This is a genomic window from Vibrio sp. 10N.286.51.E5, from assembly GCF_041469125.1.
Taxonomy (GTDB): Bacteria; Pseudomonadota; Gammaproteobacteria; order Enterobacterales; family Vibrionaceae; genus Vibrio; species Vibrio crassostreae_C.
The window spans coordinates 45876-70920 of the sequence record NZ_JBFRJZ010000040.1 but is presented as its reverse complement, the minus strand read 5'-3'; the positions used below and the strand labels follow the sequence as shown (position 1 = coordinate 70920).

At 43.3% G+C, this 25045-nt stretch carries 20 protein-coding genes and 3 pseudogenes; 12 read left to right on the top strand and 11 right to left on the bottom strand.

Annotation, left to right across the window (positions count from 1 at the left end; translation table 11 throughout):
• Nucleotides 1-189: 189 nt before the first annotated feature.
• A complete protein-coding gene (locus AB4161_RS14590; protein WP_372083529.1) occupies nucleotides 190-957 on the bottom strand; it encodes an insecticidal delta-endotoxin Cry8Ea1 family protein in 768 nt (255 codons plus the stop codon).
• Between the two features lie 383 nt (nucleotides 958-1340).
• On the opposite strand from AB4161_RS14590, the gene AB4161_RS14585 reads away from it, so the two are divergent.
• Nucleotides 1341-2723, top strand: coding sequence for an MATE family efflux transporter (locus AB4161_RS14585; RefSeq protein WP_372083528.1), 1383 nt, complete (start codon nucleotides 1341-1343; stop codon nucleotides 2721-2723).
• Nucleotides 2724-2818: 95 nt separating this feature from the next.
• On the opposite strand, the gene AB4161_RS14580 is transcribed toward AB4161_RS14585, so the two are convergent.
• From AB4161_RS14580 to AB4161_RS14555, 6 genes and pseudogenes are all read right to left on the bottom strand, one after another.
• A complete protein-coding gene (locus tag AB4161_RS14580; RefSeq protein ID WP_372083527.1) occupies nucleotides 2819-3361 on the bottom strand; it encodes a type II secretion system protein in 543 nt (180 codons plus the stop codon).
• Between the two features lie 437 nt (nucleotides 3362-3798).
• Nucleotides 3799-4653: pseudogene (locus AB4161_RS14575) on the bottom strand (DUF1214 domain-containing protein); the annotation flags it as partial.
• Nucleotides 4654-4879: 226 nt separating this feature from the next.
• Nucleotides 4880-5743 (bottom strand): delta-class carbonic anhydrase, encoded by an 864-nt coding sequence (locus AB4161_RS14570; RefSeq protein WP_136973494.1) that lies wholly within the window; start codon nucleotides 5741-5743, stop codon nucleotides 4880-4882.
• Nucleotides 5744-6100: 357 nt separating this feature from the next.
• Nucleotides 6101-6562 (bottom strand): hypothetical protein, encoded by a 462-nt coding sequence (locus AB4161_RS14565; protein WP_029235242.1) that lies wholly within the window; start codon nucleotides 6560-6562, stop codon nucleotides 6101-6103.
• Nucleotides 6563-6788: 226 nt separating this feature from the next.
• A complete protein-coding gene (locus AB4161_RS14560; RefSeq protein WP_372083526.1) occupies nucleotides 6789-7589 on the bottom strand; it encodes a hypothetical protein in 801 nt (266 codons plus the stop codon).
• 209 nt (nucleotides 7590-7798) lie between these two features.
• A pseudogene (locus AB4161_RS14555) lies at nucleotides 7799-8428 on the bottom strand (D-serine ammonia-lyase); the annotation flags it as partial.
• A 132-nt stretch (nucleotides 8429-8560) separates the two neighbouring features.
• Between AB4161_RS14555 and AB4161_RS14550 the strand changes: the two are divergent.
• The gene (locus AB4161_RS14550; RefSeq protein ID WP_102320431.1) at nucleotides 8561-9754 is read left to right on the top strand and encodes a CynX/NimT family MFS transporter; all 1194 of its coding nucleotides are present in this window, start codon (nucleotides 8561-8563) and stop codon (nucleotides 9752-9754) included.
• A gap of 14 nt (nucleotides 9755-9768) precedes the next feature.
• On the opposite strand, the pseudogene AB4161_RS14545 reads toward AB4161_RS14550, so the two are convergent.
• Together AB4161_RS14545 and AB4161_RS14540 are read right to left on the bottom strand one after the other, a co-directional pair.
• Nucleotides 9769-10566, bottom strand: a pseudogene (locus AB4161_RS14545) (helix-turn-helix transcriptional regulator).
• A gap of 56 nt (nucleotides 10567-10622) precedes the next feature.
• Entirely contained in the window at nucleotides 10623-11156 is a 534-nt protein-coding gene (locus AB4161_RS14540; RefSeq protein ID WP_017060498.1) for a YbhB/YbcL family Raf kinase inhibitor-like protein, read from the bottom strand.
• Between the two features lie 243 nt (nucleotides 11157-11399).
• Here AB4161_RS14540 and AB4161_RS14535 point away from each other — a divergent pair, with 243 nt between their 5' ends.
• The 5 genes from AB4161_RS14535 to AB4161_RS14515 all read left to right on the top strand — a co-directional run bounded on the left by AB4161_RS14535 (nucleotide 11400) and on the right by AB4161_RS14515 (nucleotide 16966).
• Nucleotides 11400-12809: a DUF3404 domain-containing protein gene (locus AB4161_RS14535; RefSeq protein ID WP_372083525.1), complete on the top strand. Its 1410-nt coding sequence runs from the start codon at nucleotides 11400-11402 to the stop codon at nucleotides 12807-12809.
• Complete coding sequence (locus tag AB4161_RS14530; RefSeq protein ID WP_372083524.1) at nucleotides 12787-13434, top strand: response regulator transcription factor; 648 nt, start codon at nucleotides 12787-12789, stop codon at nucleotides 13432-13434. Before AB4161_RS14535 ends, AB4161_RS14530 begins: the two co-directional genes overlap by 23 nt.
• Nucleotides 13434-14246 carry a DUF2861 family protein gene (locus AB4161_RS14525; protein ID WP_017060501.1) on the top strand — a complete coding sequence of 271 codons (813 nt, stop codon included), beginning with the start codon at nucleotides 13434-13436 and terminating at the stop codon, nucleotides 14244-14246. The genes AB4161_RS14530 and AB4161_RS14525 overlap by 1 nt, the downstream gene beginning before the upstream one ends.
• A 103-nt stretch (nucleotides 14247-14349) precedes the next feature.
• Nucleotides 14350-15861, top strand: coding sequence for a glycoside hydrolase (locus AB4161_RS14520; protein WP_372083523.1), 1512 nt, complete (start codon nucleotides 14350-14352; stop codon nucleotides 15859-15861).
• 247 nt (nucleotides 15862-16108) lie between these two features.
• Complete coding sequence (locus AB4161_RS14515) at nucleotides 16109-16966, top strand: polysaccharide lyase family 7 protein (RefSeq protein ID WP_017060503.1); 858 nt, start codon at nucleotides 16109-16111, stop codon at nucleotides 16964-16966.
• Between the two features lie 160 nt (nucleotides 16967-17126).
• Here AB4161_RS14515 and AB4161_RS14510 read toward each other — a convergent pair whose 3' ends face one another.
• Nucleotides 17127-18038, bottom strand: a complete 912-nt coding sequence (locus tag AB4161_RS14510; protein ID WP_017060504.1) for a LysR family transcriptional regulator — start codon at nucleotides 18036-18038, stop codon at nucleotides 17127-17129.
• Nucleotides 18039-18166: 128 nt separating this feature from the next.
• Here AB4161_RS14510 and AB4161_RS14505 point away from each other — a divergent pair, with 128 nt between their 5' ends.
• The 5 genes from AB4161_RS14505 to AB4161_RS14485 all read left to right on the top strand — a co-directional run bounded on the left by AB4161_RS14505 (nucleotide 18167) and on the right by AB4161_RS14485 (nucleotide 24300).
• Nucleotides 18167-19231, top strand: coding sequence for an HlyD family secretion protein (locus AB4161_RS14505; RefSeq protein WP_372073669.1), 1065 nt, complete (start codon nucleotides 18167-18169; stop codon nucleotides 19229-19231).
• A gap of 3 nt (nucleotides 19232-19234) precedes the next feature.
• On the top strand, nucleotides 19235-20785 hold the full coding sequence (locus tag AB4161_RS14500) for a DHA2 family efflux MFS transporter permease subunit (protein WP_017060506.1): 1551 nt from the start codon (nucleotides 19235-19237) through the stop codon (nucleotides 20783-20785).
• A gap of 289 nt (nucleotides 20786-21074) precedes the next feature.
• On the top strand, nucleotides 21075-22664 hold the full coding sequence (locus AB4161_RS14495) for a response regulator (protein WP_017064673.1): 1590 nt from the start codon (nucleotides 21075-21077) through the stop codon (nucleotides 22662-22664).
• Nucleotides 22658-22990: an Hpt domain-containing protein gene (locus AB4161_RS14490; RefSeq protein ID WP_017060508.1), complete on the top strand. Its 333-nt coding sequence runs from the start codon at nucleotides 22658-22660 to the stop codon at nucleotides 22988-22990. The genes AB4161_RS14495 and AB4161_RS14490 overlap by 7 nt, the downstream gene beginning before the upstream one ends.
• Before the next feature lie 413 nt (nucleotides 22991-23403).
• On the top strand, nucleotides 23404-24300 hold the full coding sequence (locus AB4161_RS14485) for an RNA polymerase sigma factor RpoD/SigA (protein ID WP_017060509.1): 897 nt from the start codon (nucleotides 23404-23406) through the stop codon (nucleotides 24298-24300).
• 187 nt (nucleotides 24301-24487) lie between these two features.
• Here the strand turns inward: AB4161_RS14485 and AB4161_RS14480 are convergent, their stop codons facing one another.
• Nucleotides 24488-24841, bottom strand: a complete 354-nt coding sequence (locus AB4161_RS14480; protein ID WP_017072193.1) for a hypothetical protein — start codon at nucleotides 24839-24841, stop codon at nucleotides 24488-24490.
• Nucleotides 24842-25045 lie beyond the last annotated feature (204 nt).

Below are 25045 nucleotides of genomic sequence, written 5' to 3'. Positions count from 1 at the left end.
GAACTGATTATGGGATGTTGCAATAAAGCGCCAAAAGGTGGAGCCCCTCTTGGCTTGCTTCTAAAAGTAACGCTTGGGATTGGTCTTTTTGTTTTTCTACTGGCTTTGTGGCAGTAGGAAGCTTATACGGCTCTAGGTTTAAAGGTGTAATAGATAGCGCCAAGTTGATATTGGCGCCATAGTCGTTTGTTAGGCAACTGCTGATATTTGTGAGATCTTTTCTTTACTCGATTTCACTGATAATGCGTGTTCAGAAGGCAGTTTATCAAGAGCAATCACTGTATTACGAATAAGCTCTGCATCAGGATAAACATTACACTCTTTTTTCAAAATTGAATTTAAGTCTTCAAGAAGGTTATCAATACCTGTTGCTAGTAACCATTCATCATTTAACGTAATACTCGTATTTATAATATTAAGAGAAGAACTTAACGCGTTAACGTATACTTTTTGCTCATTCCAACTTAACCTCTCTTGCTCATGGCGATAAATACTTAACCGCAAAATATCATTGTTTAAAGAGTTGTATCGAGAGTTTAGCTTTGTTTCTAAATTTCTTGAAAGCGGTGTAACCTTATCGTCAACGAGTGTCTGCAGTGCCCCTTTCATATTATCAACGATCATATGAACTTCTGTTTTTGAATGTTCGAGTTCGACGTTAACTGCTGACTTGAGCTCTACTTTCAATGCTTCTTTATCACGTTCATATGCTTTAAAATTAGAAAACCAATTGTAACCAATTAAGAATATACCGACTGTAATTACGGTACCTAAAGTCCAGTGAATGGTACCTAGTAAAGACTCTTGATGTTCTTTCATCATCGCCACTTGCTGCTTTAATAATGCTATCTGTTCATTAGCTATTGTTAAATCAGAAGCTGGCTCTGAAGCTACCGCAGGACAAACTATTAGCAATAACATTATTATTAATTTGTTCAATTTCTTACTTTCCTTCATATTTTGCCTAACAGCTATTAGATAGAAAAATTCTGCATTTAAATACAGAATTCTTCTATCTAGCTACTTATGCCATCAATTGTACTAACCTTTATCTATCCATAACAACCACTTATACCGTCACCTTAGTGATTAGCGCGGCAAATATAGAATTTACCCGTCTAGTATGATTTCCACTAAATCATGAACTTACGTGCGTTAGACCCGTGTTGTAACCATCAGAACCTATCCGAATGTCGGAGCAAATTAAACTCTATAAATCCAATGCTTGACCCTATACGGTAAGGTGTTTATATTGTCGCCCGCCCAACGGGGCACATCCTAAAATACACACCGGCCATCCTGCCATCATTCGTGTATTTATATTGGTGTTGTGAACTTCCATGCTAACGAAACTTCGTCCTTTTACTCGTGAATCGGGTGCACTTATGCATCTTTCGGTTCCAATCATTTTGACTCAAATAGCGACCCAAGCGATGGGATTTGTCGATACGACAATGGCTGGCCAAGTAAGCCCTGCCGACCTCGCCGCAATTGCACTCGGCACTAGCCTTTGGATTCCTGTATTGCTGCTACTGCGTGGCGTGATTATGGCGCTAACGCCTGTTGTCGCTTACCACCGTGGCGCACGTGACTTTCAAAGTATCTCTGTTGAATTCTTCCAAATGGTTTGGTTGGCATTAATTGCTAGCGTATTACTCATCGCTTACTTGGTGAGTGCGAAACCGATCTTAGAATGGATTGGGGTTGCCGCTGAGATCATCCCTATCGGCAGTGACTATGCGTTTGCCTTAGCCTTTGGTGTGCCGGGGATTGCCCTGTTCTATACCTTGAATGGTTTCTGTGAAGGTATGAACAACACCAAAGTACCAATGATCATTTCTGTGGTTGGTTTATTGGTGAATATTCCGGTCAACTACGTGCTTATCTACGGTAAATTTGGGTTCCCTGAAATGGGCGCTGTGGGTTGTGGTTGGGCGACAAGCTTGGTTTATTGGTTAATGTCAGGAATGCTGTATTCCTACATTAAAGGTCATCACCATTACAAGACCATCATCAACTTTTCATATGCGAAGCCAAAAGCAAAAGAGATGCTTCACCTTCTAAGATTAGGTTTACCTATCGGGATGAACATTGCAGTGTGTGGCAGCATCTTTGCGGTAATCGCACTGATGATTGGTCGTATTGGCGCTGAGAACGTAGCAGCCGCACAAATTGCACTCAACATTTCGAGCCTGACTTACGTGATTCCGATGAGTATCTCTTTTGGTATTACGATTCGTGTTGGGCACGCTTTGGGTGAAAAAGATGAACTTGGCGCGATTGAGCGTAGTAAAGTCGGTATCTTAGTTGCAGCGTTAATCTCGTTGCTGTCGGTAGCAATGTTCCTACTGTTCCCTGAATTAATCATTAGGCTTTACACGACAGACCCAGTAATCAGTGCAACAGCGGCAGTGTTATTGACCTTTACCGCTATGTACCAATTCAGTGATGCTCTGCAAACCTCTGCAAATGGTGCTCTGCGTGGTTATAAAGATACTAAGATCCCGATGATCTTAGCTATCGCTTCATACTGGGGCTTAGCGTTACCACTGGGTATGGTGTTGGGCTTAACAGACCACATTGTTCCAGCAATGGGTGAAGAAGGCTTTTGGATTGGTATTCTAACGGGCTTGAGTGTGTCAGCCGCTCTGATGTTACTTCGTTTGCGATACGTGATTAAGAAGCGCGACTTGCCATCAGCAGATGCGGTAACAGCAAATTAAGATAAACCAATAAACTGATACAAAAAAGCGTGTTACTGCCATTGGCGATAACGCGCTTTTTATTCGAAGTCTTAAAATCAGTTACAGGGTTCGGTTTAACAATTGTTGTTAACAATACGGACTGTACACTCACATCCTTCATCAGGACATTGGCTGCCATTTGTTCTGCCAAAAGAGTCATAAAGAACAAAGCAACCTTGGCGCGTCTCTAGATCAGCATCCGTTATGTTCGTGCTATCTAATTCAGCTTGGGTAAAGTCGTAGTCATACCCAATCACAGTGTGTCGATTACCAAAATCAGAAGTTAGGCTGTCATCATCTGATAAGGTCATAAAGTCGATCATCGTCAATTTGTCGCCCGACTCCCCTCGGCTTTCGGGACAAAGTGTTCCCCAGTCGACTTCAACACTACCGATACCAAAATCGATTACGTAGTTGCTCTGATCACCTGGGTTTGTTGCGTCAGGATCAAGCCCTGCGATAATAGCTTTAGAAGTCACTTGCGTGATCACGCCTTCCATCGCACCCGCAACACCTTCAAGTACCGCTTCTCTCGCTGATTCCTGAATACCAAGGAATCTTGGAGCAGCCGTTACCGCTAATACTCCGAGTATCACGATCACGATGATTAATTCCATTAAAGTAAATCCGTTTTTCTTCATGACATCCGCATCTTTTGATAACTTAAATATTCAATAACCCAATGAATTACCTATAACTATACACCTCAAATAGGACTCATAACACTCCACGGCTATCGCTTTTTATAACGCTGGTTGTGGTATTTGTTCCCTTTAGAGGCTGAAAAGATAACTGGAAGCGTTATCACATAAGGTGTCAGCGGGTTTAAATTCGATCAAATGCGTGGTGCAACTGAAAGTATCGATGGAAGAAGGTTTAATTGATTTATTTGAACTGAGGCTCGCTGCGTATAATCAAAGTTAGACCATTTTTGAGTCGCCCTTTGTGTTTCTACACTTAAGAAAGCAAGAAATGAAATAGAATCCATAAAAAAGCGCGTTATTGCCATTTGGTAATAACGCGCATCTATAATCGTTGTACGACTATCGCAACATTAGTTCACTGCTTTCACGTAAGGAAGCACTCGGAATCCATCACGTACTTTTTGGCTTGGAATGTAATGACGGAAAGCTAAGTTAAACACACCAGAATCGTTTTCTGTTTTGATGTTGTTTACTGCATCATCACCACAACCAAAGCTTACGGTGTAAGTGCCGTCTGCATTTTTCTCAGCCGTGTTTGAGCTTACGTTCGCCACTTCACCAAACATGAAACCTTGCTTGTTGTAGACCGTTACCGACCAAAACGCTTGGTTCTTAGGATCATCAAAGGTTGCCTGATGACAAGTGTCTGCTGGGAAGTTGCCAGAGACTTCGTAGATATTGTCATCTAACTGCGCGCCACCCCAACCGATAGCCGCACCCACCGCGTACTTCTCTTTGGTAAACATCTCTTTTGAAGCATCTTCAGGGCTGGTAAACATACCAAACGTCGCCTGAGCACCATCGCGTTTCAGTAGTTTTGGCATTTCCATCTTAAGGTTTTTCTCGACCTTCTCGAATGATTTCTCATCCACTTGCATTGCCATGAATTCGGCGTCTGCTTTTGCATCTATGCTCATCTGATCTTGGATTTTATGAACTTCATCTTTGGTGAACGTCGCGTCGGTACGAACGATTACATACACGTGGTCACCACTGTGAGTAGAAAGATCAAACGTACCAGGACCGTATTGCATTGGCTGAATGCGGTGGTCTTCTGTAATCACTTCCATCGACATGTATTTGCCTTCAGGAATCTCAGGTAGCGTAATCGTCGCGCCCTGTGAAACGTTAATCACAGCCATTGAGTAGTAAGTGTCTCGGTTCATTCGAACCACAGGCTGTTTATCAGTTGGCGTTAGCTCGCGTTACGTTCCTCTCTTTGATTAAAACACTTAACGACACCAATAAGTTTAGATCCAGCCGAGAAAGCTGTTGTTCGATAGTCATCATAAGACATGCATCTGAGTAATATCACTCGTTAAATAATTGCACCATTGTGACTAACAAACAAGTCTCTGTTTAAACGATGGCATTTATATCCAACTAAAAAGGCGAACCCATCGGTTTAATCATTTTGTTCGCCAGAATCGTTTAGTCGTTACGAATGGGTGATAACAACTCGGGGTTAACCACCAAGTTTCTCACACCGTGGGCGTGATCTTCGTTAAAGTCATTGCCTTCACACCAGCTACCTACTGTCGCGATATTTACTTTCGCGACTTGTGGTCTAACGCTCCATGTTACTTGGAAAGGTGAACCTTGCTCATTATAACCAGGACCCGTTGTAGAGCCTGCGTATTGGATCGCTGAGCCAGTATCTTGTGGGATGTTTGGTGCTTGGTGTAAGCCGTTCACTTTTGAATGTTTAGCGAGCGCTTCAAAGTCGAGTGCTCTGTCGTCATTCACTAATACGTAAACTTGGGTTTCTACACGCAGTTGCGGGTTGGTAATTGCGTCGTTAAAACAAGCACCCAATGTTTCACCCGGTTCAACTTGCGCCGTTGAATAAACATAGTGAACTTCAATGGTGTCACCCGAATGCAAAGAACCATGCTCGCTCGGACAAACCTTGCTCTCAAATGGTTTCAGCTCAGCAGAACTCAGCTTGCCTGTGTATTTAAAGCCACTCTGGAATCCCTTACCATCACCGTTACCAGCGTATTGAGTAAACTCGCCGCCTTTATGCTCAGCATTTTTATGGAAGTGAATATTACATAAGTTCATCGCTGTTGAATCAGGGGCATCCGAGAACAGCCTGGTATTGGTTCCTTCTAATGAACCCAAATCTCGTGGGGCTTGCGGGCCAAAACCTTGTCCTTGGGTATTTTCAGAAAGCTTAGCTCTTTGTTCTGCGATAACACCATCTGATACAGACTCATGGCTCGCGTCTGATGCATTTGCATGAGCTGACAACATCACCAATGCGGCACTTAAAAACACACTCTTATTCTTCATTTTTCTTCCCTAGAATATTGATAACTAAACCCAAACCGACTTAACAGCAAACATCTTACTATGCTCATAAGTGAATATAAGGCTTGTCTTTGTAAGATTAGATTTCATTGCTTACTTTGGGATGAGTATTAGAACCCTTGATGCATATAACAAGTCAAACAGGGTAAATTCGGCGAGTCCCTTCCAGAACGAATAATTTCCTATTTACGTTAACCGTCGCCTGACTCAGCGCTCAGATAAGTGAGCACGATTCTTAGGAAGAACGGTGGCCAGATTTAGAAGATCAAAAAAGGCGAACCATCTGGCTCGCCTTCACGTTTCATTCTATCTATTAGGTTGTGGTTCTAAGTTAACGATTTAACCGTTACCGGTGGCAAATATCCCAAACGTCATGACGTTCAATGCATCTGTCACGCCCTCTAGTGATTTAATCACCGTCTTAGTCGGTTTATTATGACGAATAAAATAGCTTCCGATGCCTTTTTCACCGCCACTCTTAGCATCGCTTTCAGTTGTTTCTGTCGCTTCTATTTGAGAAGGCTCCACTGATTCTGGCTCTGCATTGGCGTGAGCTATCGTGTCTTTATTTGAATCAAGGTTAGTGAGTGGTTGATGATTAACGATTGAATCATGGGAAGAATCAACGCTGGTCTCAGCGTTTGTATCCTTTGAAGTCTCGAGATTACTCTCTCCCTCTATACTTTTCGACATAGCGTCTTCGTTGCTCAATGTCTCGTCGTCTAGCTGATGATTACTCGTTGAAGAACAGGCTGTTAAGAAGAACAGGCTAACGATGAATATGAGTAAGTTTCTCATCATAATGATAAAGCACGAATTAATAAAACATTGTTTGATTGTATTTTATTTGGCTTACGACATCCAGTGATAAGCGGAGTAAACACGAACAGTCACGGTCTTGAAGAGTAAACAAAAGCGTACGGGTTTAGTGCTTAAGAATAATAATTCGAGAGCTCAATTAGGTTGCCCGCCGCTTATCATCTGAAAGGTGGTGTCAGTTAGGCTTGGGGATTCACACGCTATAAGCTTAATCTTTACTGGAACACAGTTCAGAGATTCGGTCACACATGGCTTGGTTGACTGCGAAGTGGGTGTTGAGGAATGCTAGTTGGGCAAGTGCCGATTCAGCGGTGCGCTCGTAGCCTTGGGTAAAGGTTGGTAGCAATTGGGCAAACTTAAGGAAGCGTGCTTCTAGCCTTCTATCCGACATAAATTCATCAACGAATTCAGGCTCAGACTGTTCAGTTTGATCCACAAGATCGATCAAACGATCGAGTGCGTAAGATTGAACGAACCGACTGCCCGACAGCTTTTCGCCTCGGTTATAACGAGACATACCCACATAAAGATTGGTTAGAGCCTCACCAATGATCCAATCTTGGGAATTAGTGTCTGTCTCCCCTTTTATTGGTGAAACACAACACTGTGTATCAAATTCATGTTGCTGCCAAACAATACGCCCTTCAGCAAACGGAATGTGCGCTAACTCGTGGGGTTCAAACACTGCAAACTCACAAAAGATTCCGTCAGCGTACAGAACTTTATAGCCATCGACGGTATTTCTCACTGCGTAGTCGATTGAGTGAATATCAGATAGCCAATGCAAACTGTCTAAGAAATACTGCTTGTGCCCTGTTTGCACTATTGCGAAAAAATCGACATCTGAGTACTGATCAAGTCGTTCTGTTTCAATACCTACTGAGCCCAATCCCAGCAAAGCATGAGCCTTACCCGATGCTTCCAAAGACTCCCCAATCGCATCTAAACGCTGGAGTAATTTTTCTGGTGTGTTTATGTGTCTTGTCTGTATCACTTTGTCCGTCTGCATTGCTCAATCCCTATCAAGTTGAATGCCACTCAACCTAACTGATAGTTAGAACATCTAAGAAGCTTAATTTATAAAATGTGTGTTTTGGATAACGATCTGTGCAAGTTATTGTTTGAATTAAGGTGGGATTTAGAGGTGAGAAAGAGTGTGTACAAGCTATAAACAACACTCTTCTATCATGACTTATCTTTTTAGCAGCTCATATTTGCAACAACGTTGACACCATGCTCACGAAGTTTGCTTTTCTTCCAAGCTCTCGCGTCTGCCGACATATGAACAGAGACAGTAAAGCCCAATTTTGCACTCATGATACCGATCGACATGCCTAGATTACCTGTGGAGCCTACCGCAATGCTGTATTGTTGGAAGAAGTCACGGAATTCAGGTTCGAGCAACTTACTGTAGTCATCGCTCTCACACAGTAACCCGGCTTCAATCGCAAGCTTCTCGGCATGCGCTAGTACTTCATAAATACCACCGCGAGCTTTGATTGAGCCTGAAATTGGCAAATGGCTGTCTTTTTTCATCATCAAACGCCCTTTTATAGGCTGCTGATAATGTGCTCCCAATGCTGATTTCATAGATGGAATGTCAATAAGCTCAGACTCGATGATGCCATTGGTCGCTTGAGTTTCAGGAAACGCCTTGGCTAGATAAGGAGCAAACCTTTGCAGCCTCATGCTCGCATCGTGAATATCTTGTTCGCCTAAACCCACATAAAGCAAACCGCGCTCCAGAGTCGTCACATTTGGGTTAAACCAAACCACTTCTTCCAATGCAATCAATTGTTGAAGCAGTGGGAAGTCCGAGATGAGCTTGTCGATATTTAATACAGTCATGGGTGACTTTTCTGGCTAAGCGCGTACTGCGCAGGTTCAATCATTAGTAAACCTATTTAAACGGTATTTGTGTAATCATTCAATGATCTGTAGGCTAGCCTGTCTTCTCATAAGCAAACAGTAGAACAACCTATGAGCGCCTCTCTTCGTAATAGCATTTTCGTGATGTTAGGGATTCTATTCCTAGCACTTAACCTTCGTGGGCCTTTTACGAGCTTGGCTCCTGTGCTTTCTCAGGTTATGGAAGGCCTCAACCTTACGTCATCGGCTGCTGGCTTCTTAACAGCTTTGCCACTGTTAACTTTTGCCTTATTCTCACCATTAGTCACCAAGATATCCCAACGAATTGGTCTAGAGCCTAGCCTGTTATTAGGCTTAGTTCTGATCACTACGGGTATTACACTGCGCTCTGCTGGGTTAACCCCAACCTTGTATATCGGCACGGTGATGATCGGGCTTGGTATCGCGATTGGTAATGTGTTGTTGCCTGTAGTAGTGAAAGTTAGCTTCCCGACACGCATCGCTACTGTGACTTCTCTGTACATCTTTACGATGGGCATCGGGTCGACGTTAGGCTCAAGTTTGATGGTGCCGTTTTCAAATCTAACCTTATTTACGATCACGGGTTGGCAATTAGCGCTGTTAATGAACTTGGTATTTCCAATATTAGCTTTGATGATCTGGTTGCCTAAAATCAGAAAACGCTCATCTTCGGCCAGCAATAACAAGCAACAAGACAAACCTCTGCCGATGAAACAGATGATTAAAAGCGGCGTAGCGTGGCAAGTAACGTTAGCGCTTGGGCTTAACTCATTTACCTTCTACTCTTTGGCTGGCTGGTTGCCACAGATCTTGAACGATCTTGGCTACAGCGAAATCGACGCAGGCTACATTTATGGATTTTTGCAGTTTTCGACTATGGTTCCAGGGCTGCTGTTACTGCCATTCTTAGCCAAAAGTGACAATCAACAATGGCTCATCACTCTGTGTGCATCGAGTGTATTTGTTGGATTGATTGGTCTTCTGTATTTGCCTGAGTTTGCGATCTTTTGGGTGGGACTGTTTGGATTAGCCAACTGCTCGACATTTATTATCGCGCTCTCTTTTGTTGGCTTGCGTACATCGAATAGCAGCCAAGCCGCATCATTGTCGGGTATGGCTCAGGGAATCGGTTATGCGTTGGCAGCCACTGGTCCAACGCTGGTGGGTAAGCTTCATGCTCAGACAGATTCTTGGAGTGTGCCGATTCTGTTGATCGCATCTGTTGCCTTTGCGTGCACGATTTTCGCGGCATTGGCAGCACGAGATAAGAAAGTGAGCGTTTAAGCCAAACATAATGACTATGGCGTCGCGACTCTATGGCTGACGACGGTTTTGATGTATTCACTTGGCGACAAACCAAACTTCCCTTTGAAGCGCTGACTAAAACGCCCTTCCGATTGGTAACCGCAAGACTGAGCCAACATCGCCACATTCTGCTGTCCGTTTTGCATCAGATAAAGCGCGTGACTCAAGCGAACTTAAGCCAGTACCTCTCGATATTGCATGCCTTCCAGTTTGAGCTTCCGAATCAATGTCCCTCGGCTCATCGCAAATCGCTCCGCCACCGACTCTAATGGATGTTTCTCATCTGGTGAATGTGAAAGGTAATGGCTGAGCTTTTGGCTAAACGAGACGTTGGCACTGACAAACAATAGATGCAACACCCCTTTTTCAGCTAATTGCTGGTACAAGCCCTGCAACCAAAACTGTTGAGTCTCTTTGCTCATGCTCTGTCTATCAAACGAAAACAACGCATTGAGTGAGTCTTGTAAGTTTCGATCCACTTTCACCGTAGGCAGTCCCAGATCATTCGACCGTTCCTCACTTAAATCAAGCATCGCCTGAGAAGGTTGGAATTGAAAGCTGAACACTCGCGACAAGAAGCGCCCTTTGTGGGGCATGTTATCAAAACTTAGTGAAGCTGATGCCTCACACAACAACAGCTCAGAATGTGAGAGCTCTGCCGCTGAATCTTTCCAAAACAGGCGCTTACTGCCTGTAATAATCTGAATGATACTAGGGGATAGAATCCTCACATTACGCAGTTTTTGTAACTGCTCTGCACGAAAGATCGTCACTTGATATTGATGATTCATCTCATCCCCTTGTTTACTTATTATGTACGTGTATAAGCTTTAACGTACATAAGCTATTAACGTGTATAAGTTGCGGTCAGTTTAGCTTTGTCTAAAGCCATGCTGTTCAACGTAAATCCAACCACAGCCGACGGCGTATTTTCGTCGAGGTTAAGTTTGTCCGTTGGTAATGCCCAAACCGTGAACTGGTAACGGTGCATACCATCTTTTTCTGGAGGACAAACGCCACCGTAGCCAACTGTACCGTAATCAATGCGACCTTCTTTGCCACCCACTTTAGAGATGTCGACACCGCGAGGTAGCTCGTTCACAGTTGCAGGGATATCAAACGCAACCCAATGCCAGAAGCCACTTTCAGTCGGTGCATCTGGATCATAAGCTGTGATAGCAAAGCTTTTGGTACCTGCTGGTGCATCTTTCCACATCAATTGTGGTGATTGATTATCGCCGTCACAACCCCAACTAGAGTATTCAAAAGTCTTTGCCATTGGGTGACCTTCTTGAATATCGTTGCTGGTTAATTCGAACGCATGAGCAGAGCCTGTAGCCAAAATACTGATTGCCAATACTGATTTGATGATGAGTTTCATGATGGTTCCTCTTATTAGGTATGAGCCCAGTATAGTCCCCTCATTTCGCCCAATAATGACAGTAAGTACACAATTATCTATTTTATTTCAAATAAATGATACTTACTGTATTTGTACTTTATTATTTAAAAGCATGACCCACTCGACAATTTGTTGTTAAAAGAACACTTGTTGACATTCAGGTTACAAATCGCGCCCAAAACTCTTTAGACTCGCCCCACGACTTTTAACGAGAATGATTGGATGCGCAGGTTTACATTAGCTCTTTGCTTGATCTTTTGGCTCCCAACCCTAGTCAATGCCCAAAGTTTGCAAGATAAGTGGCAAACTCTGTATCAACTGAGCTGGCAATCATCCCCACTCTTAGTATCTCAACAAGAGTTGGCTCAGTATCCGAAAGTTCTGCTCCATGAAAATAGCCGCTATCCTGATTTCAACCAATTCAGTTGGGACGACATCGCAGCGTTAGCGTCAATACAAGATCACTGCCGAGCGATTGAAAGCAATAACCCTTCATTAGATGACGCCATCGAGTTTGAGCTCGCTTTGTGTCAGCAACAAGCATTGGATTCCATTTGGTTTGCAGCACACTCCAAACGACACCCTGCAGGTGGCAGTTTTGCTGATCGTTATTTAGCCGCTTACCCAGATGTGACCGAGCAGATACGCCCATTTCTGAGTCTTACCAACCCTCAGCACCCTTTATATAACAAGCTAGAAAACCTAAGTGCACAAGGCAGAGAAGCACTGCTCAATGGATACCGCGCTTGGCAACAAGATGATGTGCTTTGGTTAAGTGGCGAACAAGGCTGGAAAGCTATTCCCTTAGATGTTTGGCAACCTATCGCAGAGCAACAAGAGGTATCTTTGGCAGGTGAAACCTGTACATTTCGTTACAGTAACGTGTGCTTAAACGAGCCTAGCAATGACAATCTGATCATGAAAACGTTGATCTTTACATTGCTGCTAACGTTGCTTTCCGGGCTCGCTAGAGTCTTATACCTAAGAACAAAACAACGAAAAGAGAGGCAGTTCGTTTTACAGCTTCTTACTCATGAACTGCGCACGCCTATTACTAGCCTAGGCTTAACCGTCGAAATGTTTAGAAATCGCTACGATGACTTTTCTGATGAAACTCAAAGTGCGGTTTGGCGTTTAATATCTGACTATCAAAGGCTTTCTCAGCTCACCGAAAACAGCAAAGTGTACCTAAGTTCGGATCAGTCAGAGCCTTTGTTGAAGCAAAACGCTTCATTAGAAGAGTGGCTCGATCATGTCTGTGAAAAGCACAATATTTCTTATCAATGTGAAGCGCGTGAAGTTGAACTGAACCTTCCCTATTACTGGCTAACCATCTGCTTGGATAATCTAATCAAGAATGCCAAACAACATGGTAAAGGTGAGGTTTTGGTAAAGGTCGAACTCGGTGACAAGCTGACGATTGAGGTACAAGACGAGGGGCACTTCCCTTCACCGATACAACGGCTCATGTCTGGTGTCACGCCAAGTGAAACGCACGAACTGGATAACATGGGCATTGGCCTGACTATTGTCGAGCACTTTATGAAGCAAGCGAATGGCCGCCTCATTATTCTTCGTAACCCAACCCGATGTATTTTGGAAATTGCTTATGAACACCCTACTGCTGATTGAAGACGACCAACTGCTTGGACAAGGCCTCGTCAGCTTCTTTGAATCCAATGGTTACCAATGCCTTTGGGCGAAGGATTCAGAGAATGCCAGTAAGAAATGGTTTCGAGCCGATCTTGTGATACTGGATCGACAGCTTGAAGATGGGGACAGCTTGCAACACCTTCCAAACTGGTTGCTCCTCAAAGCGCTGCCTGTGATTGTGTTGACCGCTAAAGTAGAAGTTCAACAACGTGTTGAAGGTTTAATGGCGGGTGCCAAAGACTACGTCACTAAACCTTTCTCAAACGAGGAGTTGCTTGCTCGAGTCATTACCCAACTTCGTCCGTTAGGGGTGAGCCTACTAAATTACGCCAACATTGAAGTCCGCTTGTCTGAACGAATCGCTTATTTGGATGAAAGCCCGATCACGTTAAAACCTAAAGAGTTCCAGTTATTGGTCTTGTTTGTTCAGAACCAAAGTCGTGTGTTTCATCGTGATGAGTTACTCAATAAGATTTGGGGTTATCAGGCTTTTCCTAGTACCCGAACTATTGATAATCACATACTGCGCTTACGCCAGAAGCTGCCAACATTGAATATAGAAACACATCGTGGCGTTGATTACCGCTTGGCCGGGGAATCATAATGAAAGTTACTTCGTTAACCGCACTGATCTACACATTGCCGCTCGCAAGTCATGCGGCATGGTTTACCGACACGCCATTGCAGCACACCTATCAATCTCTACTTGATGACCAACCTCAAGTTGCGTGGCAAGAGCTGCAAATCGCACTCGATCACAAATCACTCGATAGTGAGCTTTGGCTGCCAGTCAAACAAGAGATCCTGAGCCAGACTCAATGTGGAACCTTACTCAAACAAAGTGCTGAGCCAAAACACCACATCCAAGTCAGCTTCATTCGACGCTATGGCCTGTCGTCGCACGGTTATCAAATCAAAGTCTCTGCCGAGCAACTCAGCAAAGGCTCAGAAACTCAAACTCTTTCTTTGGTATCGCCTAAAGGTAAAGTCCTTCTCGATGGACAACTCGCTTCCAATAATGAGTATCAAGAGATTGAAACCAATGAAATGTTCATCAAACCCGAATCTGGTGTTTATCAACTAAAGATAGGTTCAAATCACTACCCTATTATTGTCGCTTTAAATAACAGTAATCGATGGCTGACGCTCGAAAGTAAACTCAGCGAACCACATATCGTGCTCTCGCCTCCAAAGGTGATCGACAACTGCCCCGACGCTAACGTGAGTTGGCAATGGTTTGATGAAAACTACAACCTGCTGGGTTACAAAGTGCCAATCAAAACAGCGCAAGCACCCGTTCCCACAGAAAGTCCACTTGGAACCAAAGCCAAGCACTTGAGTGCTTCGGTTGAAATGTTTGAATACCAAGGCGCTATTGAAGTCCAATATGTGCAGCGCGTCGCCGTGCCTTTCTAATGGAAAACCACTAAAGCCAAACAGAAAATAGAGACATATAGGTGACAAAGCACTAGCGCTACTTAGGTGTAATAACCGTAGTTACCCTTTACGGAATCTAAATATGCTCAGCGTACGTCACCCACTCAATCTTTCTAATTTTGCCATTGTGGCTTTAACAACAGCTTGTCTGTTTTCATCCAACGCACAAGCGAGCCAAATAACGCTCACCAGTAACAACAATACCGTCGCTACCTCATCGAATACTTTAGAGGTCGATTGGAACGGCTTAAGCGTTAACAGTGCTGCTCTCACTGTTGATAGCCAACCACAGAAAGCGACCAATCTGGTCATTGGCTTTTCCGATAAAGCTGACTCAGCAAAAATCGCCACTTGGACCTTAGTACCCAGTGGAATAAACGTTAAGGCAGAGCTTAATCAAGACCAGCTCACTTTTCAGTTCAGCTTACCTTCAAATATACAGGTGAAACGAAACAAACCCATCGAATTGGCGTGGTTTGATCTTGCCGAACAACAAACTCAGACACTATTTCTTCCGTTTAGTGAAGGTATGCGCGTGCCTACTGACAACAAGCTTTGGGCAAGTTATCTCGTCGGTAACCATTCTGGAAGTAACACTACTCAAGACTTGAAGATGCCTTTTTGGACAGTACAGCAAAACAATCATTTCATTAGCTATCAAATGGTTAATGCAACCAACAATCAACTGCTCTTTTCAGATGCATCCTCTAATGCTTCCTCAAATACAAAAACCAATTTCGAATACGTAAAACAGCGTGCTCAAGACATTATGAGATTCGGCAACTTCAACAGCTTGTTCTTAGATGTTGATGCAACCGCCATGGCACGTGAAGATTACCGCGTCTCTATAGACAGTAATGGCAATACAAACGACGAATCAGACATGCTTTCTGCGTTCAACAACCGAATGAAGTGGCTTAGCGAGCAACCTTCGTTAGTATTAGGCTCTGAAGACGGCAACAGCCTAACAACAAAAGGCATCGCGTTTGCACACGGCTTAGAAACGGTTGGTTTTGGTTGGACAGACAAAGACATGAAAGAGAACCGCCAATCTCCCTATTACTTAGGTCGTTGGTACCCAGACCACAAGCCCGACTTCTTCTTTAAGCCGGCCGAGGTTAAAGAGCCCTATAAGTCGCTACTGTTTTCGCCTCAATATCGAATTCCACTTTACCAAGCCGTTTTCCATGATGAAGTAATCAATACGCACCATTGGCATTCAGACAGCCTTAAGTTCACTAATGTACAAGCAGAACGTGACTTAACCGCCATGCTGTACAACACACCACCGATGGTTCACTTGACCAGAGATGAAGCTTTATCAAGTTCAAGCCAGAGAATCAAAGCACTCAAACACTATCAAGATGGCTTTGAACCAATGCACGAACAGTTATGGGATAAACAGTTAGTCGATTCCGAATGGTTAGATAAGAGCGGCGATGTTCAACAAACTGAGTTCAGTGACGGAAGTAAGATCATTGCCAATTTTTCAGATCAAACCTTTCATCAGAGAGGCCTTAAAGTCTCGCCGAGCGCTATAAAAGCCGTATTGAGCAACGGACAAACGTTAGAGTGGAAATCAGAGCCTAACTAGTTTGAACGTGCCGTTTTTAAGCCTCACCTTATTCACTATTACGGGTTAGCAGGTAGTGTTGTTAACGAGCAAAAATCCACACCTTTGACACTCAGGTACCAATCCCAATCGACACCTAATTCTCTCTATTTTTGTACAAGAAAATTGGGTGCCGACCACAATTTCAAACACAGATGTTTTCACATAAATCTCAAAAGTGATATCAATGCTTATATTGAATGATAATAATACAAAAGAGATATTTTTGATGAAAAAGACCCTACTCACTTGCTGTGCCCTTCTTGCCTTTTCTTCTTCGGCAATCGCTAATGTTCAGTTTTCGAATCCAGAAGGAGCTTTAGGCGAACCTTCTAATTACTCTCAATACCAAAATGTTTTGTCAGTTTCTGAACTTCAAATTTCAGATCCAAACGGAAAGAAAGGCAACAAAGACTATTTTGCGCTCGATAATAACTACGACGGCATTGTGAACAACAACTTCTATGTCGACAAAGAAAGTGAAGCGCTAGTCTTTACCATGAAGAATGACCACCTGCGCAACGAGCTACGCGTTCAGGAAAACTTCCGCACAGACTTAACAAATGAAACATACACATTAAGTTCGGAGGTGGAGATCATAAAACCTGAAGAGTCGATGAAGAACTCAGACTCTAAGCAAGACGAGATTACATTCCTACAAGTACATAACAAAGGCTTAGATGATCTTGGTACTCACAATGTCCCTCACCCTTTGCTTCGTGTTGTATGGAAACGTGACAATAATGGTATTGAAGGGCATTTCTGGGCAATCATTAAAAACAACGCTGTAATTTGTAAAGGATCGTTCGGCAAGAAAAACCAAGACAAGGAAATGTGCAAATCAGACGTAGCATATTCTCAGTATGATTTAGGCAAAGCACCACAAGGCAAACCAACAGCATTTGATTTAATCGTGGGTGATAAGAAACTTATTGTTGACGTAAACGGTGAACGTAAAGTTGAGCAGGATATTGACTACTGGCGTCACCTATTAAGCTACTTCAAAGCTGGCGTATACAACCAATTTACGAATGGACAAAGTGAAGCTCACTTCTACAAGCTAGAGTACACAGAGAAAAAGAGCTAGTTCGGTACTTAGCCTACAACTACATTAGCAATCAGAAAAAAACGAACTTGTTAACAAGTTCGTTTTTTTCTTTTCAATGTTATTGGTCATTGTCAATGAATTACAACTAATCAACAGTTAGGCAGCCGATTCCTTCTGTTGCTCCCAATACAATATGCCTTTATTTCGTTATTTGATTGGCTCTATTTTGAAAAGCAGTCAGTAGATAGTCGATAAAGACCTTCTTACGTTTCGGCATCAACTGCCTGTCTGCATACACTAGGCTTACTGAAACTTCCGGCATCTCATATTCAGGTAGCAAACGAATCAACTTGCCTGTCTTGAAGTGCTCACGACAAATGAATTCAGGAAGCACCGCCAAGCCGAGCCCATCTACACAAGCTGTTAGGCATGCCGTGATGGTATTCACCCGTAACTGACACGGCAGATCGATCAAAATCGACTCACCGCCTTCTAATTGTAAATGCCACTTGGGTAGACGCGCGGCCTTGTTCACCACCTCAATCATTCTGAATGGCGGTTCAAGATCATCGGGTGAAGAGACGTCATCGAACTGCTCTAAATACTCAGGGCTGGCTGCCAATACACGCTTTGATGTTGTGAGGTAGCGAGAAACCAAGCTCGAGTCCACTAGCTCACCAATTTGTGCGTAAAGATCGATACCCTCCGCAATGATGTCGACTTCTCGATTCGACAGTTCTAAGTTCAAAGTCACGTTTGGGTGCTCTTTTAGGAAGCTGTGGATGTATTTGGCTAATACTTGATGCCCCAATTCGACAGGCAACACAACATTCAACTGCCCTCGGATCAAATCCTGATTGGCTGAAACCTCTAGCTCAGCTTGGTTCATGATCTCTTGCATCTGCATGCTCGACTGATAAAAGCGCTCACCCTCTGGCGTTAAGACTAAACTTCGTGTCGAACGAGTGATCAACCTCACACCTAGATGCTGTTCCAGCTCGTCTAGCTTTCGGCTGACGGTCGACTTGGTCATGTTCAATGCTTCAGCTGCGTGCGTGAAACTCCCACAATCAACAACTTGTGTAAAAACAGTCACAGCATTTAAGTCCATCGTACTTCTCCCAAAGCGCCATTAGTTAGATTTTTGCAACAGTGTTTCCCTTTTTTCCTATCTTATCAATCAATCGAATTCATTTACAATTCGTTACATCTAAATAAAAACAAAATGAGAAAGAAAAAATGACAGAGAACAACAACGCTTCGCAAACAGTAAGCACAAAAAAACGTAAAAAAGCTCCGCTTATTGCTACTGCGATCATGCTGTCATTGGGTTTAGCCGGTGCTGGATACTGGTACGGCTATGGCCAGTACTTTGAATCTACCGACAATGCCTACCTACAAGGCGACATCACGAATATTAGCCCTAAGGTCTCTGGCTATATTGTTAAGTCTTATGTGAGTGATAACCAATCGGTTAAAGAAGGTGATTTGCTGGTTCAAATCGATGACCGTGATTACCAGTCAGCACTCGCTCAAGCAAACGCCCATTTAAGCGTCGTGCAATCAGACGTCAAAAATCTAGTGGCACAACAAACGTTACAACGTAGCAAGATCAATCAAGCACAAAGCCGCGTTGATTCTGCACAAGCTGAATACGAACGCGCGATTCAACAAGTGGTACGTTCTCGTAGCTTACTAAAGCGTAACTACACGTCTCAAGATGAAGTCGACAGCATGGTTGCACAACAAAAAGTAACTCAGGCAGATTTAGAAGAAGCAAAAGCAAACCTCGTTGCAACCAATGACCAATTAACCGTTATCGCTAGTGAGATTGAGCAAGCAAATGCATCCGTGACCGAAGCTCAAGCCCAGAGAGATCAAGCACAGCTTAACCTTGATTACACCAAAATTTACGCGCCAGCAGATGGCGTGATTGGTAAACGCAGCGTACGTGAAGGCTTGCTGATTCAAGCAGGCGCACCACTGATGAGCTTGGTACCAAACAACCAAGTGTGGATTGAAGCCAACTTCAAAGAGACACAGCTAAGTGGTATTCACAAAGGTCAGACGGTTGAAGTAGAGCTGGATGCGTTCCCGGGGCAGCCTCTTGAAGGTGTGGTAGACAGTTTCTCCCCTGCGACTGGCGCTAAATTTGCGCTCCTACCACCAGAAAACGCGACCGGTAACTTCACTAAAATCGTTCAACGTGTACCGGTTAAAATTACTATTCCAGATCAGCAAGAGTTGAAAGGTCGACTGCTTCCTGGTTTGTCTGTGGTAGCGACCATCGATAAACGAGGCTAGACCATGAGTAACGCTGGTGTTGTCACCCAAACAAATGATGATGACGAGGTTTCGAGACGCCATTGGATCGCCCTATTTGGCGGCTTGATTGGCGCGTTTATGGCGATCTTGGATATTCAGATCACCAACTCGTCTCTCAAAGATATTCAAGGTGCGCTATCAGCCACCTTGGATGAAAGCTCGTGGATCTCTACGTCTTACCTAGTCGCAGAGATGATCGCTATCCCACTCAGTGGTTGGCTTTCTAAAGCGCTCGGTAAACGCCGTTATATCACGTGGACGACAGCCATTTTCACCATTTCATCTTTGTTGTGTTCGTTCTCTTGGAACATGACCTCGATGATCGTTTTCCGCGCGATGCAAGGCTTCAGTGGTGGTGCTCTAATCCCGCTTGCTTTCTCGTTGGTGATTCAGTTATTGCCGGTCAACAAGCGTGCTGTGGGTATGGCACTGTTTGGTGTAACCGCGACCTTTGCTCCATCGATTGGCCCTACCTTTGGTGGCTGGCTGACGGAGAACTTCTCGTGGCACTATATTTTCTACATCAATATTCCGCCAGCTTTGCTTGTGATCACCATGATCCGATATGGCTTGGACGATGAAAAGCTCGACCTTGGCACGCTGAAAAAAGCCGATTGGTTTGGTATCGCCACCATGGCATTAGGGCTAGGTTGTTTGGAAGTGGTGTTAGAAGAAGGTAACCGTGAAGAGTGGTTCAGTTCGAGCTTTATTATTGGCTTGAGTATCGTGTCGGCGGTGAGTTTGGTTTACTTCGTGATAAACGAACTCCAACACAAGAAGCCATTGGTTAACCTGCGGCTATTGCGGGATGGGCAATTTGCGATGTCTTGTATCGCCTATTTGATTCTAGGAATGGCATTGCTCGGCTCTATCTATGTTCTACCGATGTATCTCACTCAAATTCAGCAATATAACGCGATGGAAATTGGTGAAGTGCTAATGTGGATGGGTTTCCCACAGCTTCTGATATTCCCAATTGTGCCAAAGCTAACACAGATCATTAAGCCTAAGTACTTGGTTACCTTTGGCTTCGCGATGTTCGGTTTTAGTTGTTACGTAAATACACACATGACAATCGATTTTGGCGGGCAACAGCTGATTTTATCTATGGTTCTGCGTGCTATTGGTAGTCCGTTCATCATGGTTCCGCTGTCTTTGGTTGCCATGAAGAACATCAGCAAAATGGACACGCCAGACGCATCAACGTTAACCAACGTAATGCGGAACTTAGGGGGCGCTTTCAGCATCGCGATTATCGCTACGCTATTGGATAACAAAACCCGTGAGCACTTAGCACACATCAAGGAGTCGCTACCTTCAGTGAGTCAACTTGGTTGGCAGACGCTTCAGCAACAACAAGCGTTTTTCATTCAGTCAGGAAGTGATGCCGCAACTGCGATGCAACAAGCACAAGCAAGTTTGCTCGGCACAATGCAACGTGACGCAGCCATCATGGCTTACAACGATGTGTTCTTAATGATGACGGCGTTCTTGGCTCTAGCGGCAGTATTGATTCTAAACATGCGTGATTAACGCTAGAGTTTCGGTAAATAAAACTTCAAGCAAAGAACAACATTTCGAATAAAAACTCGAACAATAAAACAGAGAGGTGAGCTTATCGGCTTGCCTCTTTTTTATTTCTAAAACACGTATAACCCCACTAAAATCAGGTAAAAGTCACCTGCGTTTGAAGGCTTTCATAAATGTTATCTAATACTCTTTAATTACCAATAGTTTATTGAGTGTTTGTATGTGATATAGGCACCTTGACAATGTGCAACTTGACACCTAAATTAAAAAATAACATTTGGTATTAAGGAAAATGGATTTGACCTTACCAACAGACCTTCGAATTTTGATCGTCGACGACTCTAAAAGCGCAACAATACTTATTAAGCAGCAACTGGCTAGTTTGGGAGTTTCGCGCGACTGTATTTTTATTGCGACCGACTATCGAAAAGCCATTAAAGCGGTCGAGACACACTCTTTTCATGTACTCCTCATTGACTACCACTTAGAACAGTCTTTTACTGGCTTTGAGCTATTGGGCATTCTGTATCGAAACCGCCTCATCGATCATACTGTGGCGACAATCTTGCTCTCTGGGGATATGCGTCAGGAAACAGTATTAACCGCCCTTTCAGGTGAAGCACACCACTTCGTTTCTAAACCGATTAATACTCAAACGTTGGGTAAAAAGATCCAAAGTGCCGTGTCCGTTTCAAAGAAACTCACCCAACTGAATGATTTGTATCCCATTGCCAGTCAAGAGAGATTAGCTCAAGCTTTGGCTATCTCCCCTAATGGTACTAGCGTTCAGTTCGAAGCGACATTGATTGAACATTTAATTGCAGGTAAGAAATGGCAGTTACTCTCTAGCGTCATTAACAACTCCAAAACCAACATGCACCCAACCAAATTGGTGGCTGAGGCGCTGATTCTCGACAGCTTAGGCAAGCCAAATTTAGCCATAGATAAGCTCCACAATTTTCTAATAGCACAGCCACTCTCATTGAGCGTGATTGACTGCTTAAGCTGTATCTATGAAAAACATAAAATGCTGCTGCCTGCTCTTAAATTAGCGATTCGTGCATTTGAGATGACTCCCAGCATCAGCCATCGTGCAATCAGGGCCATCGACTTAGCTGAGAACGCAGATAACACACATATGATCATAAAGTTAGGTGAGATGTATGCAACCCACATTTCAGCTGCTGACATTGATGTCATCCATTCCATTGGTGCGCACTTTAATTCCTTAAAAGCAACGTATCAGCGCGAGACGCAACTAAAGTACAAACGTATTTTGCTTGAGCACGCCAACCAATTCACCGAGTTGGTAAACCTGAAACTTCCGGTAAAACAACAGCAGCAAGTTTTGGCCAGCCTTGCCCTATTTCAGAGCAGCATATTGCTCATCGAAAATAGCCCTCAGATTGCCCACAAAAAAGTGATTAGAGCTTCGACACTGTTAGCGAACAATTTCCACAGCCAACCGACTTATTTGCTCACTCAGTTATTACCCATGCTCGCCCACTTTGGTGAGTACTCTCTTTATCATTTAACAGTGGAATGTCTCAAATCTCGTGGAGAAGCCATAAATCACCAACTTGAGTCCAAAAATGTCGACCCTTCAACGTGTATAAACATTGAAAATTTGGGTTCGATCCAAGAAATAAAGGACTACATTCACAGTTACCCATATTCAGTTGCCGCCAAACTTGACTATATATACGCCGTCAATAAAGCTCATATAGATGAGAAACTTAGCGACGACTATCTAGAAGAAATCTTACAGTTAGAACTTCCTCCAAAATGGAATCAATGGATTAGTGATTCATCAAGGTATGGTTTTTCCACTAAGCCGCCTAGCCCATTTTCAACATTCAGCCGACAGGAGTCCACATGCTAGACTTTGATGCTTTAAACGCCTATTTAGACAATGACAGAGACGTCATTTACGCCGTTTTGTCTACATATCAAGAAGACCATGGCAATTCGCTACAAGAGATCGAAGAGTTGGTTCAACAACAAGATTGGGGCAAGCTTCATTTTACCGTGCACACCTTAAAAGGCATTTTAGCCAGCTTTGGTGAAGAAACGGCCACAGTTGCATTGGAAAGAGTAGAACAAAACACACTCAATAAGCTTGCGCCGCAAGATGATGATCTTTCGGTTATCTACAGCGAAATGAAGATCATTAATCAGCAAATCGATGAGGTTCTTAGCACTTATTAGTCGATAGAATTAAAACGTGCATGGCGATACTTAACAGCCGACACAGCTAAAAGAGTTGAGGTGCTTGGAAACATTGAACCTCGACTCTTAACATTTTTCTCATCATTTCTCCTCTCAATTATAGTTCTAACCCACACCTATAAATTCACGTCATTTATCTAGATAAACCGATGTATAACACATGCTTTATAAACTATCCGTATTAATGTTTTAAACGAAAAACCAACACACTTGATGAGATGCAAAATAGTTAAATATTTGTAGATCTTTTTGTGACATAAACATACGAAATTGCATTTTATTTATTGGTAAAGAAGAAATTGTTATCTACACTCTAATGAAACCAAGCGTTAATCACTTGGTGGCATAATAAAAAAACTAAAACGTTCAGTCGGCTAGATAAGGACAAGGAAATGAACAACGATAGTTTTGCTGCGTTTCAGGGGCTCACGGATGAAACACCCATTACCGAATCATTTTCTACCAGTGCAGACCCTTATGCTCATTATCTGAAAGATATTGTTGGCATTGATCTGCTGTCGCGTGAAGATGAGGTGTATTACGCAAAATTGAATCGCGCGGGTGATAAAAAAGCGCGTGATGTCATGATCGAATCAAACCTGCGCCTTGTTGTGAAAATCGCAAAGAGTTACCTAAAACGTAAAGGCAATAATTTCACCCTGCTCGACCTGATCGAGGAAGGCAACATTGGCTTGATTAAGGCCATCGACAAATACGATCCAGAACCAGGCTATCGTTTTTCAACCTATGCTGTTTGGTGGATCCGCGAAAACATTGAAGCCGCACTCATGAACACGGGTCGAACCGTTCGATTGCCAGCCCACGTGTGTAAAGAAATAAACAGCCTCGCCTCAAAAAAGCTCGATGCAAGCAAAAAAATGAGTAAAGAGGTTTCAATTTCTGAGCTATCAGACAGTTCAGGTGTAAAGGCCGAACGCGTCGATCAACTGGTGGCGTTAAGCGGGTTTATTGACGTGACGACAACGGTTGGAACTAGCCATGCGCCTATGGTGCTTGATCAATGCGAAAGTGAATATATCCCAGACCCTCAACAAGATTGTGAGGATCAATCCTTTACCCAAGCTCTAGAACAAATCATCTATACACTTCCTCCAAAATTACAAAAGGTGCTCATCCACCGTTTTGGTTTCTTTGATAACAAGGTGAAAACGCTGTCTGAGGTCGGACAAATGTTGGATGTGAATGTTTCTAATGAACGTGTTAGACAAATGCAGAAAGAAGCGGTCGAAAGAATTCAAAAACGACTCAAATTTGATGGTTGGGTGTAAGTCGTAACCCAGTTGAGAATTAGTTGAAAATAACGTTAAGCCAAAACAAAGACCTTTAGGGTGAGCCTCCAAGCTTGCCCTTTTTGTTTGCTGATTCGTTAGAAAAATAAAAAGATCGTAAGCACACGAACCCTAAGTCGCTAATCCCTAATGCCTAATGAAAAATGACAACTGCCACACCATTAACTTACCTTAAAGAAGTGACTCGCTCACTGCGCAAAATGAGATAATTGATATAAGTGGTTTCAAGACAATCTTGTTCCCACACTGATAAAATCCGTTTAGCCGCAAAATAATAATCTTTGTTTCTCAACAACATCCCAACGGTGCGGCTAAGCTTTTCAAATCGAACGTGATCGCTCGCAGAGATGTAGTCATCTTCACTTTCAATAATGGGCGCTAAACCATCAGCAAACCAATTATTCAATATTTCTCGCATCTCTAATTCGGACTCAGGCACATCCACACTCGACAACTCTCGATGTTGAGGTGGTGGCACTATGTACTTCGACGCTTGCGGTGAACTGACATAACGATACATGCCCTCACTCCTGTCTAACTGACCCTTCTCATAATTAAGGACATATTTACCTGTTCTCAAGTTTATTTATCGAAACAAACAACAAAAAAATTAAAAAAAGCCATGTATCAATAACTCTACATGGCTTTAATGAGGGCAACTTTACGCTGCCCTATCTCCTTGTTGGCTTAGACTAAATGTCGGTTTAGACTAAAACTAAGCTCT

Excerpts from the sequence above, each read along its gene's own strand:
- AB4161_RS14590 (WP_372083529.1), bottom strand. The coding sequence starts at position 957 with ATGAAGGAAAGTAAGAAATTGAACAAATTAATAATAATGTTATTGCTA.
- AB4161_RS14585 (WP_372083528.1), top strand. The coding sequence starts at position 1,341 with ATGCTAACGAAACTTCGTCCTTTTACTCGTGAATCGGGTGCACTTATG.
- AB4161_RS14580 (WP_372083527.1), bottom strand. The coding sequence starts at position 3,361 with ATGGAATTAATCATCGTGATCGTGATACTCGGAGTATTAGCGGTAACG.
- AB4161_RS14570 (WP_136973494.1), bottom strand. The coding sequence starts at position 5,743 with ATGAAGAATAAGAGTGTGTTTTTAAGTGCCGCATTGGTGATGTTGTCA.
- AB4161_RS14565 (WP_029235242.1), bottom strand. The coding sequence starts at position 6,562 with ATGATGAGAAACTTACTCATATTCATCGTTAGCCTGTTCTTCTTAACA.
- AB4161_RS14560 (WP_372083526.1), bottom strand. The coding sequence starts at position 7,589 with ATGCAGACGGACAAAGTGATACAGACAAGACACATAAACACACCAGAA.
- AB4161_RS14550 (WP_102320431.1), top strand. The coding sequence starts at position 8,561 with ATGAGCGCCTCTCTTCGTAATAGCATTTTCGTGATGTTAGGGATTCTA.
- AB4161_RS14540 (WP_017060498.1), bottom strand. The coding sequence starts at position 11,156 with ATGAAACTCATCATCAAATCAGTATTGGCAATCAGTATTTTGGCTACA.
- AB4161_RS14535 (WP_372083525.1), top strand. The coding sequence starts at position 11,400 with ATGCGCAGGTTTACATTAGCTCTTTGCTTGATCTTTTGGCTCCCAACC.
- AB4161_RS14530 (WP_372083524.1), top strand. The coding sequence starts at position 12,787 with ATGAACACCCTACTGCTGATTGAAGACGACCAACTGCTTGGACAAGGC.
- AB4161_RS14525 (WP_017060501.1), top strand. The coding sequence starts at position 13,434 with ATGAAAGTTACTTCGTTAACCGCACTGATCTACACATTGCCGCTCGCA.
- AB4161_RS14520 (WP_372083523.1), top strand. The coding sequence starts at position 14,350 with ATGCTCAGCGTACGTCACCCACTCAATCTTTCTAATTTTGCCATTGTG.
- AB4161_RS14515 (WP_017060503.1), top strand. The coding sequence starts at position 16,109 with ATGAAAAAGACCCTACTCACTTGCTGTGCCCTTCTTGCCTTTTCTTCT.
- AB4161_RS14510 (WP_017060504.1), bottom strand. The coding sequence starts at position 18,038 with ATGGACTTAAATGCTGTGACTGTTTTTACACAAGTTGTTGATTGTGGG.
- AB4161_RS14505 (WP_372073669.1), top strand. The coding sequence starts at position 18,167 with ATGACAGAGAACAACAACGCTTCGCAAACAGTAAGCACAAAAAAACGT.
- AB4161_RS14500 (WP_017060506.1), top strand. The coding sequence starts at position 19,235 with ATGAGTAACGCTGGTGTTGTCACCCAAACAAATGATGATGACGAGGTT.
- AB4161_RS14495 (WP_017064673.1), top strand. The coding sequence starts at position 21,075 with ATGGATTTGACCTTACCAACAGACCTTCGAATTTTGATCGTCGACGAC.
- AB4161_RS14490 (WP_017060508.1), top strand. The coding sequence starts at position 22,658 with ATGCTAGACTTTGATGCTTTAAACGCCTATTTAGACAATGACAGAGAC.
- AB4161_RS14485 (WP_017060509.1), top strand. The coding sequence starts at position 23,404 with ATGAACAACGATAGTTTTGCTGCGTTTCAGGGGCTCACGGATGAAACA.
- AB4161_RS14480 (WP_017072193.1), bottom strand. The coding sequence starts at position 24,841 with ATGTATCGTTATGTCAGTTCACCGCAAGCGTCGAAGTACATAGTGCCA.